Below are 16,155 nucleotides of genomic sequence, written 5' to 3'. Positions count from 1 at the left end.
GTCGCGGCGGCGCTGCTCCTCCCGCTCCCGGGCGGCCTGCTGGCGGGCCTCCTCGCGCTCGCGCGCCACCCGCTCCTTCTCGGCCCGCTGCTCGGCCTTGCGGCGCTCGGCCTCGAGCCGCGCCTGCTCCTTGCGCTCGGCCTCGAGCCGCTCGGCCTCGGCCCGGGCCGCCTCCTCGCGCTCGGCCTGCTCGCGCGCCTGCCGCTCGGCCTCGGCGGCCTCCTCGGCCTTCCTCGCCTGCTGCTCGGGCGTCAGCGGCAGCTCGGGCTCGAGCCGCTCGCGCACCAGGCGGGCGATCTCGTCCGGCGGCTGGGTGGCGTCGACCACCAGGTAGCGGCGGGGCGAGCGGTGGGCGATCGACAGGTACGCGCGGCGCACCCGCTCGTGGAACGCGACGTCCTCGCCCTCGAGCCGATCGGGCTCGGACCCGTCGGCGGTGCGGCGGGCCACGGCCGCCTCGGGCGGCAGGTCGAGCAGCACGGTGAGGTCGGGCAGCAGGGAGCCGGTGGCCCAGCGCGAGATCTGCGCGATGCCGTCGGGGTCGAACCCGCGTCCGGCGCCCTGGTAGGCCACCGAGGAGTCGATGTAGCGGTCGGTGACGACGACGGCGCCGCGGTTCAGCCCGGGCAGCACCACCGAGGCGACGTGGTGGGCGCGGTCGGCCGCGAACAGCAGCGCCTCGGCGCGCGGGTCGACCGCCTCGCCGTGCAGCAGCGCCTGCCGCAGCTGGGCGCCGAGGTCGGTGGCCCCGGGCTCGCGGGTGGTGAGCACCTCGTGGCCGAGCCCGCGCAGCCAGCGGGCCAGCTGCTCGATCTGCGTGGTCTTGCCGGCACCGTCGCCGCCCTCGAACGCGACGAAGTAGCCGTCGTGGTCCGGCCGCTTCACCTGCGGGGCCGCGACGTGCCGCCGCTGCCAGGCCGCCACCAGGTCGTCGACGAGCGGGACCTGCATGTGGTCGTCCATCGTGCGGTACGACAGCAGGCCGATGCCGACCGCGAGCAGCGAGGCGACCATCAGCGTGATCGCGGCGCCGTTGTAGGTGAGCTCGACGTCCTCGCCCAGCCGCAGCGACTTCTCGCCGACGAGCGCGGCCAGCAGCGGCGCGAAGGCCATCACGGCCACGAGCACGACGCGGGCGGCCGAGTTCACGAACGCGAAGGTGCGGCCGCGCAGCTCGTCGGCGACCTCGAGCCCGAGCAGCGTGTACCCGGTGACCCAGGCGACGCCGGCGCCGGCGCCGAGCAGGGCGGCGAACAGCGCCGCGAGCACGATGTTGGGGATCAGCGCGATGAGCGCCAGCCAGACGCCGGCGACGATGATCGCCAGGGCGAACAGGCGCCAGCGGGTGAACTCGGCCAGCAGCCGCGGGCCGACCCACATGCCGACCGCCAGGCCGGTGAACACGCTCGCGAACAGCACGCCGTAGCCGGACGCGCCGGCGCCGAGGTCGGCCGAGAACGTCGGTGCTACGCCGATGACGAAGCCGCCCGCGCCGAACGCGCCGAGCATGCCGACGACGAGCCCGCGGATGAGCGGGGTCTTGCCGATGAACTTCCAGCCGTCGGTGATGACGCGGAACAGCGAGGCGTCGGGGCTCTTGCCGTCGGCCGACGGCGCCGGCTTGCGGGGCATGTCGAGCCGCCAGATGACCAGCGCGGCGACGAGGTAGGTGAGGGCGTTGAGGTAGAGCGCGATGTCGATCGCGTCGGTCTCGAACGGGAAGATCCGGGACAGCGCGCCGGACGCGGCGGTCAGGCCCGCGAACAGCAGCGCCGCGAACGGCGCGGACCCGTAGGTGGTGGCCAGGCTCAGCTGGTTGGCCGCCTCGAGCCGCTCGCGCGGCACCAGGTTGGGGACGGTGGCGTCCTTGGCCGGCATCCAGAACAGGCCGATGATCTCGATCAGGATGGTGGCGACGAACAGCCACCACAGCGTGCCCACCAGCGGGATCGACGCGAACAGGGCGAACCGCAGCACGTCGCCCACGACCATGTTGACCTTGCGGTCGAACCGGTCGGCGAGGGCGCCGGCGAAGGGCCCGAACACGATGGCCGGCGCGAGCCGCAGGATGAGCACGCCGGACACGGCCAGGTTGGCGGCCGCGTACGAGGACTGGCCACCCAGCGCGGCCGCCAGCGCGGTGGTGGCCAGCAGGCCCAGCCAGTCGCCGAAGCTCGACAGCCCGAGCGACAGCCACAGGTGCCGGAACGAGGTGATGCGCAGCACCGCGCGGATGCCGTGGTCGTTGACCTCGGCCGCCGGGTGCCCGACCACGGTGCTCATCCCGTCAGCCTAACCGGCGGCACCCACGGTGACGGGGAGCCTCCTCGTCGTCCGGTCAGGCCTTCTCGGCGGCCGTCTTCCTCGCCACGGTCTTCTTCGCGGTCGTCTTCTTCGCCGCGGTCTTCTTCGCCGCGGTCTTCTTCGCCGCGGTCTTCTTGGCCGCCGTCTTCTTCGCACCACGCTTCTTCGGTGGGCCCGCGGCACGCTTGTCGGCGAGCAGCTCGGCCGCGCGCTCCAGCGTGATCGACTCGACCACGTCGCCCTTGCGCAGCGTCGCGTTGTACTCGCCGTCGGTGACGTACGGGCCGAACCGGCCGTCCTTCACCACGATCGGCGCGTTCGTCGTCGGGTCGGCACCGAGCTCGCGCAGCGGCGCCGACGCGGCCTGACCGCGTCCGCGCTTGGGCTGGGCGAGGATCGCGAGCGCCTCGTCGAGGGTGAGCGTGAAGAGCTTGTCCTCGGACTCCAGCGAGCGGGAGTCCTTGTCCTTCTTCAGGTACGGGCCGTACCGACCGTTCTGGACGGTGATCTCGACGCCGTCGGCCGGGTCGGCGCCGACGGTGCGCGGCAGCGACAGCAGGCGCACCGCGTCGGCGAGCGTCAGGGTCTGCGGCGACATCGACGCGAACAGCGAGGCGGTGCGCGGCTTCGCCGACTTCGGCGCGTCCTCGGGCAGCTCCTCGACGACGTACGGGCCGAACCGCCCGGACTTCAGCACGATCCGCAGACCGGTGTCGGGGTGCACGCCGACCTCGACGTCGTCGCCCGCCTTGTGCGTCTCGAACAGCTCGTGCGCCTTGGCCAGCGTCAGCTCGTCCGGCGCCACGTCGTCGGGGACGTTCGCGCGCGTCGGGTCCTCGGCGCCGTCCTCGGGCGGACCCTCGAGGTACGGGCCGTACTTGCCGACCCGCAGCGTGATGCCCTCGCCGAGCGGGATCGAGTTGATCTCGCGGGCGTCGATGTCGCCGAGGTTCTCGACCAGGTGCTTGAGGCCGTGCCGCATCACCGGGTCGTCGCCGCCGGTGGGCAGCGCGGCCGTGGCCGCCGCGTCGTCACCGCCCTCGCCGAAGTAGAACCGGCGCAGCCAGGCCGCGCGGTCCTCCTGGCCCTCGGCGATCTTGTCGAGGTCCTCCTCCATACCGGCGGTGAAGTCGTAGTCGACGAGCCGGCCGAAGTGCTCCTCGAGCAGCCGGGTCACCGAGAACGCCAGCCACGACGGCACAAGCGCGTTGCCGCGGTGCGCGACGTAGCCGCGGTCGACGATGACGGAGATGGTGGACGCGTACGTCGACGGACGTCCGATCCCCCTCTCCTCCAACGCCTTCACCAGGCTGGCCTCGGTGTAGCGCGGCGGCGGCGAGGTCTCGTGGCCGTTCGCCTCGAGGTCGCGGACGTCGAGCGCCTGGCCCTGCGCGAGCTCGGGCAGGCGCCGCTCGGCGTCGCGCTCGGCGTTGCGCTCCTCGTCGCGACCCTCCTCGTAGGCGTGCAGGAAGCCCTTGAACGTGATGACGGTGCCGGACGCGGAGAACTCGGCGTCGCGGCCGTCGCTGCTGACGCCGCCGAGGCGGACGGTGGCGGTCGAGCCGCGGGCGTCGGCCATCTGGCTGGCGACGGTGCGCTTCCAGATCAGCTCGTAGAGACGGAACTCCTCGCGTCCGAGCGAGCCCGAGACCTGGCCGGGCGTGCGGAACGAGTCGCCGGCGGGGCGGATCGCCTCGTGCGCCTCCTGGGCGCCCTTGGCCTTGTTCGCGTACGTGCGCGGCTTGTCGGGCACGGTCTCGGGCCCGTACATCGCGGACGCCTGCGTGCGGGCCGCGTTCACCGCCTCCAGGCTCAGCGCCGTGGAGTCGGTGCGCATGTAGGTGATGTAGCCGTTCTCGTACAGCGTCTGCGCCACCCGCATCGCGCGCTTGGCCGAGAAGCCGAGCTTGCGCGAGGCCTCCTGCTGCAGCGTCGAGGTGGTGAACGGCGCGGACGGCCGGCGCGTGTACGGCTTGGTCTCGACCGAGCGGACGACGACGTCGGCCTCGCGCAGCCCGGCCGCGAGCGAGGTCGCGGCCTGCTCGTCGAGCAGCACCGCGTTCGCGTTCGTCAGCGTCCCGCGGTCGTCGAAGTCGCGGCCCGAGGCCACCTTGCGGCCGTCGACCTGCACCAGGCGGGCGGTGAACTGCTGCCCGTCCTCCTCGGCCTTCGGGGCGAACGTGCCGTCGACGTCCCAGTAGGAGGCCGAGCGGAACGCCATCCGCTCGCGCTCGCGCTCGACCACCATGCGGGTGGCGACGGACTGCACGCGTCCGGCCGACAGACCCGCCTTGATCTTGCGCCAGAGCACCGGCGAGACCTCGTAGCCGTACAGCCGGTCGAGGACGCGGCGGGTCTCCTGCGCGTCGACGAGGGCCTCGTCGATGTCGCGGGTGGCCTGCAGGGCACGCTGGATCGCCTCGCGGGTGATCTCGTGGAAGACCATCCGGCGCACGGGCACCTTGGGCTGGAGGGTCTCGCGCAGGTGCCAGGCGATCGCCTCGCCCTCGCGGTCCTCGTCCGTCGCGAGGTAGAGCTCGTCCGCGTCCTTGAGCAGGCGCTTGAGCTCGGAGACCTTCTTCTTCTTGTCGGCGTCGACGACGTAGTACGGCTGGAAGTCGTTCTCGATGTCGACCGCGAACTTGCCGAACGGCCCCTTCTTCATCTCGGCCGGCAGCTCGGACGGCTGGGGCAGGTCGCGGATGTGGCCGACGGACGCCTCGACGTCGAACCCGTCGCCGAGGTACCCGGCGATCGTGCGCGCCTTGGCAGGCGACTCCACGATCACCAGGCGGCGCAGGCCGTCGTTCGAGGTCTTATGTGCCACTGGGTGCCTTCCGGAGACTGCTGCGAGGGCACGGCGCGGGGCCGTGCCGACAGGACGGTAACGCCTGACCCGGGGCGGACGTCCATCCGACCCGTCAGGGGCAGGGTGTCAGACCGGTGCCGACGGCAGCGCTGCGGCGGGTGCGAGCAGCCCGTCGACGACCAGCGCGCGCAGCACGGGCAGCACCTCGGCGCGCAGCTCGTCAGCCGTCCGGTCGGTGAGCGCGGCGACGGCCGCGGTGAGCGGCCCGACGGCCAGCTCGCCGTCGCACGCCCCCACCACGGCGGCGACCGCGGAGCCCACCTGCACGGTGCGGGCGAGGCCACCGCCCTGCCGCAGCTCGACAACGGCCGGGTCGGCCGAGCCGGGACGGTGGTGCCGCACCTCGGTGACGTCGGGCGCCACCTGCAGCCGCACGTCGAGCAGGACGTCCGGGAGCGCGTCGTGGGCGGCCAGGCAGCCGTCGAGGTGGGCGCCGAGCCCGGCCGGGTCGCCCGTCGCGACGTGCTCGAGGCGGCGGAGCGGACGGGTGCCGGGGCCGGGGCGGCGCAGCGTGAGCAGCCCGAACCCGACGTGGTCGACGCCGCGGCCCTCGAGGTCGTCGAGCCAGGCGCGGTACATCGCCTCGTAGCGCGGACCGGAGGCGACGCCGCCGTCGCGGATCCAGGTCTCGGCGTACTGCGCCGGGTCGAGCACGTCGCGCTGCACCACCCAGGCGTCGAGGCGCTCGCCGGCGCGCTCGCTCGCGGCGTCGACCCAGGCGCCGACGACCTCGTCCCAGCGCTCGCCGCGGCGCACCTCCCAGTTGCCCAGCAGCTGCGCGACGCCGCCCGGGGCGAGGTGGTCGGCGACGTGGGTGACGACGTGGCGCACCAGGTCGTCGCCGGAGCGGCCGCCGTCGCGGTAGGTCATCGTCGGCACGTCGTCGCGGCGAGGGGTGATGACGAACGGCGGGTTCGAGACGACGAGGTCGAACCGCTCCCCCGCGACGGCCTCGAGCAGGTCGCCCTCGCGCAGGTCGACCCGGGCGGGGTCGACGCCGGACAGCGCGAGGGTGAGCGCCGCGGCATCCAGCGCGCGGGACGACAGGTCGCTCGCGACGACGCGGTCGGCGTGGGTGGCCAGGTGCAGCGCCTGGACGCCCGACCCGGTGCCGAGGTCGAACGCCCGCCCGACGCGGCGGCGCAGGGTCGCGCCGGCGAGGGTGGTCGAGGCGCCGCCGACGCCGAGCACGTGGTCCTCGTCGACCGGCTCGCCGGTGGCCACCTCGCCGAGGTCGCTCACCACCCACCAGTCGTGCTCGCAGGTGCCGTACGGGCGCAGGTCGCGCAGCGGCAGCACGACGTCGCCGCGGCGCGAGCCGCCCGCGGTGGCGAGCCCCAGCCGCTCCAGCCCCTCGGTGCGGCACCGCGGCAGCGCGGCGTCGACCTCGCCGCGCGAGACCGGCATCGCCAGCAGGAACAGCCGCACCAGCGCCACGTGCGGGCTCGCGTCGCGCTCGTCGGCGAGGTGGTCGAGCAGCCGCCGCGCCGGCACCGGCTGCTCGCGGTGCAGCGCCGCCGCCGCGACCGGGCCGAGCAGCGCCTCGACGACGTCGACCGTGTACCCGGCGTCGAGCAGGTCCTCGCGCAGGTCGGCCGCGGTCACCCGGTCGACGCCGCGGTCGTGCAGGGCCGTGGTGCCGGCCACCGGCTCAGTCCCCCCGCATGGCACGGACCTCGGCCGGGAGCAGGTCGGCCGTCGCGCGGGTCAGCGCGGTCGCCGACCAGGCCGTCGGCCCCTCCTGGACGAAGAACGTGCCGACCTCGGCCGCCACGATCCAGAGCGTGTCGAGGCCCGGCTCCCAGGTGACCGTCAGTCCCTTGCCGGAGGCGAAGTGGCCCTCGGAGCGGAACACCTCGACGCCCCGCTCGTCGACCACCACGGGACACCACAGCCGGGTGCCGTCGTCCGCCGTGCTGACGTCGACCCGCGCGGCGTACCGCCCGGACGGCGACCGCACGTCGTGGCCCTCGCGGACCAGGCGCGGGTCGGGGGCGCGTCCGAGCAGCGCGCCGGCGACGGCGAGCGCCCCGGCCGCACCGGCCAGCGCCAGGGCCCGGAAGAGGGCTGCGCGAGCGGCTCGGTCCACGCGGGCAACGCTACGCCTCCGGCAGGTGCCCGCGACGGGGGTTCGCCGCAACGAGGTACGCCCGGTGGCGCGCCGTCACGACCTGGCCGACGCCGTCGTTCTCAGCCGAGCGCGAGCCGGACGGCGAGCGCGAGCCCGGCGACGCCGATGACGAGGCGCACCGGGGTCTCCGGGAGGCGACGGACGACCGCGGGACCCAGCGCCGCGCCGACGAGCGCGCCCGCTGCCAGCGGCAGGGTCGCCGACCACACCACCGGGCCGAGCAGCAGGAACCCGATCGAGGCGGTGAGGTTCGACACCGCGAGCAGCACGTTCTTCGACGCGTTGACGTACGCCCACCGGTCGGGGACGACGGCGCCGATCACGGCCATCACCAGGACGCCGGCCGCGGCGCCGAAGTAGCCGCCGTAGACGCAGACCAGCCCGACGGCCGAGACGACGAGCGGGTGGTGCTCGCCGAGGTCGTCCGAGCGGAGCTTCTGCAGCCAGGGCCGGGCGAGCAGCGCGACCGACGCGAGCGCGATGAGCCACGGCACGACCGCCTCGAACGCCTCGGCCGGGAACGCCAGCAGCAGGACCATGCCGACGACGCCGCCGACGAGCGCCACCAGCACGTACGGGACGAGCCGGCGCACCTGGCCGCGCAGCTCGGGCCACGACGCCGGGACGGAAGTCAGCGAGCTGATCGTGAGCGCGACCGTGTTCGAGACGTTGGCCGCGAGCGGCGGCAGCCCGGTGAGCAGCAGCGCCGGGTACGACACCAGCGACGCCAGCCCGGCGCCCGACCCGATCAGCCCGGCGAGGAGGCCGGCGACCAGCAGCAGGGCGAGGTGGTCGGGCATCGCCCCGAGCCTAGGGACGGTCGGGGTCGTCCTCGAGGTCGGGCTCCTCGTCGGGCACCTCGCCGGTGACGAGGTACCGGACCCAGTCCTCGTCGGCCTCGGTGAGCGGGCTGAGCGGCCACCACACGCGACCCGCCGCGACCGGGACGACGCACGCCCCCGGCTCGAGCCGGCCGTACAGCACCGCGCACCCGTCGACGGGCAGCCGACCGGCGCCCTGGTCGGCGAGCGGGAGGGTCCACCGCACCCGGTCACCCTCCAGCAGCAGGAGCGTGAAGTCGTCGTCGTCGTCGCGTGTGAGCAGGTAGGCGACCTCGGTGCCCTCGTCGGCGAGCGCCTCGCGCAGGGCCCGGGCGCGGCGGCGGGTGGGGACCAGCCGGACCGCGAGCCAGATCGGGTGGCCGAGCGCGAGTGCCGCAGAGACCGCCATGCCGACCGGGACGCCGTCGCCCTCACCCACGACTCGAGCCCGGGTGGGGTCGGCGAGGGCGTGCTGCACCGTCACCGGGGCCTGGGGCTCCCCTCCCGTCCACGCCACCACCGTCGACACGTCCTGCCCGGTACCGGTCGTGAACTGCACCGCCCGGGTACCGGGTGCGAGCGGGAGGCCCGCGCGGACCTCGTCCGCGTCCTCCACCACCGCAGTGCCGGTGGGCCCGCGCGTGCCCCACCAGGCACCCCAGGACGTCCCGCCGACGACGAGGGCCAGGACGAGGAGGACGGGGGCGACGAACCACCCGGGCCGCGCGACCGCGAGTGCGAGCCGGTCGAGACCGGGCACCGCCCACCACGGGCCGCGCAGCGCCCGCGCCCGGGTGAGGGCCCCGACCCGTGGCGCCCCCGGGGCCCACCGCTCGACGTCGGCACGACGACGGACGGCGACCTCGAGCTCGGCGCCCCGGGGACGCGCCAGGTGCAGGTCGAGAGCCGGCTCGGGCAGCGCCTCCCACTCGGGTCCACGGGGGACCGGACGGCGTCGGGCCGAGCGACGTCGTCGCACCGGGCCCACGGCGGCGACGAGGAACAGCACGGCCCCGATGGCGAACGCCTCGAGCAGGCGGGCCACCGCCAGCACCCGGCCGTGCCACGGAGCAGGCGGCGTGATGGCGTGCACCTCGGTGCCCACGGCGACGTCGCAGCGCACCTGCGCCTCCTGCGGCGTGCCGTCCCTCGGCGCGACCCACGTGATCCCGCAACGACCGGACGCATCAGGCCCGGTGGCCACCCTGGTCGTCACCGGCGTCGAGACCAGGGCGGCGACGAGGACGAGCAGCATCACGACGGCACCGGGCGCACCGACGACCACCGACCAGGCCGGGACACGGTCCCAGACCCTCCATCGCGCCCGTCGAGGGAGCAGGTGGGTCAGCGCGCCGAGGGCCGCGCCCGACGCCACCACGGCGCCCAGGATCGCCAGATCGGGCAGCTCGTCGGTCGCGACGACCCTGTCGACCGCGTCCACGCGCTCACCGACGACCCAGGCGAGGGCCGCCAGCCCGGTGACGAGCAGCCCGACCACGCCGACCACCACGGTCCACAGCGGGACGTCGGCCCCGAGGGCCGCACGCGGCGTCCGGGGGTGCGCAGCCTCCCCGACGACACCGACGGCGTCGAGCAGGCCGGCGAGGGGCGGCGCCTCGTCGTGCCCGACCGCCAGGCGCAGGAGGCGCCCGGCGCCGTCCTCGACGACGACGACGCACCACCGGCCCTCCTCACGGGCGGGCAGCGCCTCACGCGGGCGCGCGTGCCGCACGCGGCGCAGCCGGAGCGGACCCCTGGTCAGGGGCACGATCCGAGCGGGTCCGGTGTCGGGGTGCAGTGCGACGGAGCTCCCGTGCACGACGAGTGCACCCGCCGTCCACGCGCGCGGATAGGGGTGGCTGCCTTCGGCGAGCAGCCTGAACACCGCCGTGCCGCCGTCCGCGCCGAAGGCGGTCATGGCACGCGCCCGGCGATCACGTCTGCGCTCGCGCACGCCCCAGACCAGCGCGGCGAGGAGGCCGTGCACGAGAGCGGACAGGACGAGCTGGGTCACGCGGCTCCCGGGTCGGTCGGACGGTGAGGAGGCATCGGCACGGCACGACGTCGGGTTGACCTCGTCCGGACGTGGGACGGGAGGACCCGCCCGTCGCGCTGGTGCGGACGGGCGGGTCCTCCCGGGTCGTGCTGGGGTCGTGCGGGGTGGGGTCAGCCGAGGGGGGCCGACTCCTTCGGGCCGCTCGGGTCGGCGGCGGCCGGGCCGGCGGCCGGGACGTCGTCGCTGATCGCGCCGCCGCGCCGCTTCGACACGGTGACCGCGGCGACGATGATGACGACCGCGATGCCCGCGATGACCGCGCGCAGCACCGGGTTGGCCGAGTCGCCGATCGACAGGGTCACCACGGCCGGGGCGATCAGCACCGCGACCAGGTTCATCACCTTGATCAGCGGGTTGATGGCCGGGCCGGCGGTGTCCTTGAACGGGTCGCCGACGGTGTCGCCGATGACGACGGCCTCGTGGGCGCTCGAGCCCTTGCCGCCGTGGGTGCCGTCCTCGACGATCTTCTTCGCGTTGTCCCACGAGCCGCCGGAGTTGGCCAGGAAGACGGCCATCAGCACGCCGGTGCCGATCGCGCCGGCGAGGTAGCCGGCCAGCGGGCCGACGCCGAGGCCGAAGCCGACGGCGATCGGGGCGAACGCGGCCAGCAGGCCGGGGGTCGCCAGCTCGCGCAGCGAGTCGCGGGTGCAGATGTCGACCACGCGGCCGTACTCGGGCTTCTCGGTGCCGTCCATGATCCCGGGGTGCTCGCGGAACTGGCGACGCACCTCGAAGACGATCGCGCCGGCGGCGCGGGTGACGGCGTCGATCGCGAGGCCGGAGAACAGGAACACGACCGAGGCACCGAGGATCAGGCCCACCAGGACGCCCGGGCTGGAGACCTCGTAGAGGAACGAGGCCGGCAGGTCCGGGGTGCCCGCCTGCGCGATCGCTGTGGTGATGGCGTCCTGGTAGGAGCCGAACAGCGCGGTCGCGGCGAGCACGGCGGTCGCGATCGCGATGCCCTTGGTGATCGCCTTGGTGGTGTTGCCCACGGCGTCGAGGTCGGTGAGGATCTGCGCGCCCTCGCCGTCGACGTCGCCGCTCATCTCGGCGATGCCCTGGGCGTTGTCGGAGACCGGGCCGAAGGTGTCCATCGCGACGATGACGCCGACGGTGGTGAGCAGGCCGCAGCCGGCCAACGCGATGAGGAACAGCGACAGCACGACCGAGCCGCCGCCGAGCAGGAACGCCGCGTAGACGGCGCCCGCGATGATGACCGCGGTGTAGACGGCCGACTCGAAGCCGACGCCGATGCCGGACAGCACGACGGTGGCCGGACCGGTGAGCGAGGTCTTCGCCACGTTCATCGTGGGGGGCTTGTCGGTGCCGGTGAAGTAGCCGGTGAGCCACAGGATGATGCCGGCCAGGACGATGCCCAGCGCGACGGCGGCCGTCGCCACGATCTGCGGGTTGCCCTGCAGGTCGCCGACCTCGGCGGTGGCGTTGACCAGCTGGCCGTACGAGTTCGGCAGGTAGACGAACGCGGCGACCGCAGACGCGACCGCGGCGACGGCGGCGGAGATGTAGAAGCCGCGGTTGATCGCGGTCAGGCCGCTCTCGCTCCCGCGGGGCTTGGTGATGAAGACACCGAGGACGGCGGTCAGGGCGCCGATGGCGGGGACGATCAGGGGGAAGACCAGGCCCGCGTCGCCGAAGGCCGCCTTGCCGAGGATGAGCGCCGCGACCAGGGTCACCGCGTACGACTCGAACAGGTCGGCCGCCATGCCGGCGCAGTCGCCGACGTTGTCGCCCACGTTGTCGGCGATGGTGGCGGCGTTGCGCGGGTCGTCCTCGGGGATGCCGGCCTCGACCTTGCCGACCAGGTCGGCGCCGACGTCGGCGGCCTTGGTGAAGATGCCGCCGCCGACGCGCATGAACATGGCGAGCAGCGCGGCGCCGAAGCCGAAGCCCTCGAGCACGGCCGGGGCGTCGCCCTTGTAGATCAGGACGACCGCGGCCGCGCCGAGCAGGCCGAGGCCGACGGTCGCCATGCCGACGACGCCGCCGGTGCGGAACGCGATGCGGGTGCCGACCGCCTTGCCGTCGGCCTCGCGGGCCGCGGCGGCGACGCGGACGTTGGCGCGCACGGCCAGCGACATGCCGAGGTAGCCGATCGCCGCCGAGAACACGGCGCCGAGGACGAAGAACAGGCTGCGGCCGAGGCGGACGTCGCCGTCACCGGGCAGCAGGAACAGCAGGCCGAAGACCAGGACGACGAACAGCGCCAGGGTGCGGAACTGCCGGTTCAGGTAGGCGCTCGCGCCCTCCTGGACCGCCTTGGCGATCGTCTGCATGTTGGCGGTGCCCTCGCCGTAGGCGAGCACCTGGCTGCGGAAGACCACGGCCATGACCAGCGAGACGACCGCGATGACGGCCACGACGACGACCAGGGTCTGGTTGGAACCGGCGAGCTCGACGGTGGGGGTGGGTGCCGAACCCAGCAGTGGTGCGAGCGACATGCTCGACGTCCTCCTCGACGTGGGATCGCCGGGCCCCCTCGGCCCGACGGTGGTCGGCCCGGCGGCGGGGACGTCCGGCGGTGAGCTCGACCACGACGTCCCGGTCCGCGCGGGCCGGGTCGCGGCGGAGTCTACGCAGGTCGGACGTGACGTCGGCCACAGGTGCGGCCCAGGTCACACCGCGTGGCGCGGTCGCGCGTGCTCAGGCGGGCGCGGGCCAGTGCAGCTCGACGCGCCCGCCCTCGACGACGAGGTCGGGCACGAGGCCGCGCAGCACGGCGAGCGAGAGGTCGTCGGTGTCGGCCGGAGCGGGCGCGGCCCCGGGTGCCAGCACGCTGACGTGCAGGCCGGGACCGCCGCCGGGTCGGGCGTCGCGCAGCACCAGCCGCAGGCGGGACACCTCGGGCGAGCGCAGCAGGTGGCGGGCGCACGCCTCGCCCACGGCGAGGCGGACCTCCTCGACGAGCGGGTCGTCGAGGCCGAGGCGGCGGGCGACGGCGACGCTGACCAGCCGCGCCGTGCGCACGTGCTCGGGCGTGGCGGGGAGGTCGAGCTCGACGCCGTCGTCTGGCTGCTCCACGGTGGCGGGGCCGGTGGGAGCGGGTGGCCGGCTCAGCCGGCGGTGCCGCCGGTGGCCGAGACGGCCTCGTCGACGGTCGAGTGGATCGGGAAGACCTTGGTCAGCCCGGTGATGCGGAAGACCTTGAGGATCTTCTCCTGGGTGCACACCAGGTGCAGCGACCCGTCGTGCGCACGGACCCGCTTCAGGCCGCCGACGAGCACGCCGAGGCCGGTGGAGTCGAGGAAGTCGACGTTCTCCATGTCGACGACGAGGTGGTGGTGGCCCTCGCCGACCAGGTCGTTCAACCGCTCGCGCAGGACCGGCGCGGTGTACACGTCGATCTCGCCGCCGACCTCGACGACGGTGCGGCCACCCTGCTCGCGGCTGGTCACAGACAGGTCCACTTGGCTTCTCCCACGTGTGCAACGGACGCGCGTCGGGTCCGAGGCGCCCCGACGTCTCCGGGCATTCAACCATCCCCGGGTGGGGCCCGGACACCTCACGCGGCAACCCGGACGCGGGTCCGCCGCAGCCGACGGCGTCGTCACCGTCCCGTCTCGACGGGCCGGACGGGCCCCGCGCCACTAGCCTCGTGGAGCCGGTCGCGCGGCCCCTCCGGACGCCGCGACCCGCCGCACGGAACCGGACGGCACCGAGCCGCCGGAGAAGGTCGAGGAGGAGTCATGGTCGTCCTGGCCCTGCTGCTGCTGGTGGTCGTCGCCGCGGTCGTCGTGTTCGTCCTCGTGACGGGGACGACCGGCACCGTCGAGCTCACCTGGGAGCAGCTCAACCTCTCGTTCGCCCCCTCGCCGCTCGTGCTGTTCCTGCTTGGCGCGGCGACGCTGCTGATCGCCGTCCTCGCCCTCGGCATGCTGCGCTCGGGCAGCCGTCGCGGCATGGCCAAGCGCCGCGAGCTGAAGCGCCTGCGCAAGATCGAGCAGGAGCAGGGCACGGCCCCCGACGGCCGCACCGGCACCACGGCTCCGGCGCACGACACCGTGCCGGCCGGCGCCGCGGAGCGCGGTGCGCACGCCGCGCCGCCGCAGCACACCGCCCCCCATCACACGTCGCAGCACACCGCCCCGATGCCCACGTCCCCAACGCCGCCGCCCTCGCAGCAGGCCGGCGCGCCGCCGGTCGACGCCCGCGGCAACCCCGTGCAGACCGAGCCGCCGAAGCACATCTGATCGCTCCTCGCGCCCGCTCCTCACGGCGCCGGGCCCGCGCGCGCGGTCGCGCGGGCCGGACCGACGGAGGCCGCCGGCCCCTCCACCGGGACGGTGACGACCACCTCGACGCTCGCGCCGTCCGCGCGGCAGCCGACCAGGGCACCCCTGTTGGCCGCCGCGACCTGCCGGGCGGCCGCCCGCACCTCGTCGGCGCACCGCCCTGACGCCGTCGACGGCCACGCCGCCGAGGCGGCCGCGAGCGCCGCGAGGTCGGCCGCCGTGCCGGCGCGGTGACGGGCGAGGACGGCCTGCCCGACGGTGGTGACACCGAGCGCCCCCACGCCGAGCACCGCGACGAGCGCCACCACCAGCACCGAGCCGGCACCCTCGTCGCCCTGCGTCCTCGGGGCGCGCGCCCTCACGGCGCGGGCCCGACGTCGGCGAGCATCTCGGTGACGGCCTCGGCCCGGCCGACCACCTCGACCTGCGGGCGTCCGGGCAGCAGCAGCTCGACCTGACGGCGGACGACCACCGAGGTCGTGCCGCCGCCCGCCGCGACCTCCACCGCGGCCGGGTGGCCGACGACCGACGAGGCCACCTCGCGCACCCGCGCCGGCGGCTCGCCCCGCGCCGCCAGCCGGGCCGCGGCCGCGGCGGCGTCGTGCACCTGCACCTGCGCCAGCACCACGACGACCAGCGACAGCAGCCCGGCCAGCACCGCGGTGAGCCCGAGCAGGCCGATGGCGAGCTCGGCCGTCACCGCGCCGCGCTCACCCCACGGCGAGCGCACGCCGGACGATCCCCAGCAGCAGCCCCCGCACCTCGTCGCCACGCAGCAGCGCCAGCAGCAGGCCCGCGAACCCGCACGCGGCCAGCGTGGCGATCGCGTACTCGGCGGTGGCCATGCCGGCGTCGCCCACCAGCCTCGTCCGCGCTCGCGCCCTGCGCACCCACGACTTCGACATCCGTTGTCCCTCACCATCTCTCGACCTCGCCCCGGCGCTCGCCGCGGCCCTGCGACCAGCGTGTCCACGGGGTGGGCCAGCCACCAGCACCCCGCGACGATCTGTGGACACCGGCGCCCGGGACGGCGCCCTGTGGACGGCCGACGTGCCGCCGGACGTGCCGCCGGACGTGCCGCCGGACGTGCCGCCGGATGTGCCGCCGGACGTGCCGCCGTCACCGGACGACGTCCGCGGCGAGGGACAGCACGACCGGCACCACGCCCCACGCGACGAACGCGGGCACCGCGCACAGCCCGAGCGGGAGCGCGAGCCGCACACCGAGGCGCCCGGCAGCCGCCTCGAGGGCCCGGTGGGAGTCGCGGCGGCAGGTGTCGGCCGCCGCCAGCAGCACCGGGACGGCCGGCACCCCCGACCGGGTCGAGAGGGTGAGGCAGCGCCGCAGCCGCACCAGGGCGGGGTGGGAGCCCCAGGCCTCGTCGGCGGCGGCGCCGAGCAGCAGCAGCGCACCCGCGTCGTGCGCGGCGGCGCCCAGCACCCCGCCCGCTGCCGTGCCGGCCACCTGCAGGGCGGTGGCGGCCGGGGCGCCCGACCGCATCGCGGCGGCGACCAGGTCGAGCAGGAGCGCCTCGTCGGGCTCCACCTGGTGCTCGTCCGGCGTGGGGACCCGGTCGCGCGCGAGGCGGCGCAGGCGAGCGGCGGGGTCGTCCGAGCCGACCAGCACGGCCAAGCCCAGCAGGGCGCCCGCGCCCAGCGCGCTCACCGCGCGCCACCGGCCGACGCCGCCCGCACCAGCCGGCGCGACCACCACCACCCGGC

14 protein-coding genes are annotated in these 16,155 nt (G+C 75.2%); 1 reads left to right on the top strand and 13 read right to left on the bottom strand.

Annotation, left to right across the window (positions count from 1 at the left end; genetic code table 11):
* The 9 genes from tmk to ACYVKY_RS12620 all read right to left on the bottom strand — a co-directional run.
* Positions 1-2,283: dTMP kinase (gene tmk, locus ACYVKY_RS12660; protein WP_460435350.1), on the bottom strand; the 2,283-nt coding region annotated here is incomplete at its 3' end.
* 55 nt (positions 2,284-2,338) lie between these two features.
* Positions 2,339-5,131 carry a type I DNA topoisomerase gene (gene topA / locus ACYVKY_RS12655; RefSeq protein ID WP_460435349.1) on the bottom strand — a complete coding sequence of 931 codons (2,793 nt, stop codon included), beginning with the start codon at positions 5,129-5,131 and terminating at the stop codon, positions 2,339-2,341.
* Between the two features lie 108 nt (positions 5,132-5,239).
* Positions 5,240-6,820 carry a DUF7059 domain-containing protein gene (locus ACYVKY_RS12650; RefSeq protein WP_460435348.1) on the bottom strand — a complete coding sequence of 527 codons (1,581 nt, stop codon included), beginning with the start codon at positions 6,818-6,820 and terminating at the stop codon, positions 5,240-5,242.
* Positions 6,821-6,824: 4 nt separating this feature from the next.
* The gene (locus ACYVKY_RS12645; protein WP_460435347.1) at positions 6,825-7,262 is read right to left on the bottom strand and encodes a hypothetical protein; all 438 of its coding nucleotides are present in this window, start codon (positions 7,260-7,262) and stop codon (positions 6,825-6,827) included.
* Positions 7,263-7,363: 101 nt separating this feature from the next.
* On the bottom strand, positions 7,364-8,104 hold the full coding sequence (locus tag ACYVKY_RS12640) for a sulfite exporter TauE/SafE family protein (protein ID WP_460435346.1): 741 nt from the start codon (positions 8,102-8,104) through the stop codon (positions 7,364-7,366).
* A 10-nt stretch (positions 8,105-8,114) separates the two neighbouring features.
* Positions 8,115-10,139 carry a hypothetical protein gene (locus ACYVKY_RS12635; protein ID WP_460435345.1) on the bottom strand — a complete coding sequence of 675 codons (2,025 nt, stop codon included), beginning with the start codon at positions 10,137-10,139 and terminating at the stop codon, positions 8,115-8,117.
* Positions 10,140-10,291: 152 nt separating this feature from the next.
* Complete coding sequence (locus tag ACYVKY_RS12630) at positions 10,292-12,643, bottom strand: proton/sodium-translocating pyrophosphatase (RefSeq protein ID WP_460435344.1); 2,352 nt, start codon at positions 12,641-12,643, stop codon at positions 10,292-10,294.
* 202 nt (positions 12,644-12,845) lie between these two features.
* Positions 12,846-13,223: an ATP-binding protein gene (locus ACYVKY_RS12625; protein ID WP_460435343.1), complete on the bottom strand. Its 378-nt coding sequence runs from the start codon at positions 13,221-13,223 to the stop codon at positions 12,846-12,848.
* A 32-nt stretch (positions 13,224-13,255) separates the two neighbouring features.
* Positions 13,256-13,609 carry an STAS domain-containing protein gene (locus ACYVKY_RS12620; protein ID WP_460435342.1) on the bottom strand — a complete coding sequence of 118 codons (354 nt, stop codon included), beginning with the start codon at positions 13,607-13,609 and terminating at the stop codon, positions 13,256-13,258.
* Positions 13,610-13,888: 279 nt separating this feature from the next.
* Here ACYVKY_RS12620 and ACYVKY_RS12615 point away from each other — a divergent pair, with 279 nt between their 5' ends.
* Positions 13,889-14,392: a LapA family protein gene (locus tag ACYVKY_RS12615; protein WP_460435341.1), complete on the top strand. Its 504-nt coding sequence runs from the start codon at positions 13,889-13,891 to the stop codon at positions 14,390-14,392.
* 20 nt (positions 14,393-14,412) lie between these two features.
* Here ACYVKY_RS12615 and ACYVKY_RS12610 read toward each other — a convergent pair whose 3' ends face one another.
* The 4 genes from ACYVKY_RS12610 to ACYVKY_RS12595 all read right to left on the bottom strand — a co-directional run.
* Positions 14,413-14,796, bottom strand: coding sequence for an Rv3654c family TadE-like protein (locus ACYVKY_RS12610; RefSeq protein WP_460435340.1), 384 nt, complete (start codon positions 14,794-14,796; stop codon positions 14,413-14,415).
* Positions 14,793-15,164: a TadE family type IV pilus minor pilin gene (locus tag ACYVKY_RS12605; protein WP_460435339.1), complete on the bottom strand. Its 372-nt coding sequence runs from the start codon at positions 15,162-15,164 to the stop codon at positions 14,793-14,795. Before ACYVKY_RS12605 ends, ACYVKY_RS12610 begins: the two co-directional genes overlap by 4 nt.
* A complete protein-coding gene (locus ACYVKY_RS12600) occupies positions 15,145-15,339 on the bottom strand; it encodes a DUF4244 domain-containing protein (protein WP_460435338.1) in 195 nt (64 codons plus the stop codon). The genes ACYVKY_RS12605 and ACYVKY_RS12600 overlap by 20 nt, the downstream gene beginning before the upstream one ends.
* A gap of 214 nt (positions 15,340-15,553) precedes the next feature.
* The coding region (locus ACYVKY_RS12595) for a type II secretion system F family protein (protein ID WP_460435337.1) at positions 15,554-16,155 on the bottom strand (602 nt) is incomplete at its 5' end.

It is taken from the genome of Angustibacter speluncae (assembly GCF_054777815.1).
Note: the sequence above shows the minus strand (reverse complement) of the source record. Positions and strands in the feature narration are given on the sequence as shown.

Excerpts from the sequence above, each read along its gene's own strand:
- ACYVKY_RS12600 (WP_460435338.1), bottom strand. The coding sequence starts at position 15,339 with ATGTCGAAGTCGTGGGTGCGCAGGGCGCGAGCGCGGACGAGGCTGGTG.
- ACYVKY_RS12615 (WP_460435341.1), top strand. The coding sequence starts at position 13,889 with ATGGTCGTCCTGGCCCTGCTGCTGCTGGTGGTCGTCGCCGCGGTCGTC.
- ACYVKY_RS12630 (WP_460435344.1), bottom strand. The coding sequence starts at position 12,643 with ATGTCGCTCGCACCACTGCTGGGTTCGGCACCCACCCCCACCGTCGAG.
- ACYVKY_RS12640 (WP_460435346.1), bottom strand. The coding sequence starts at position 8,104 with ATGCCCGACCACCTCGCCCTGCTGCTGGTCGCCGGCCTCCTCGCCGGG.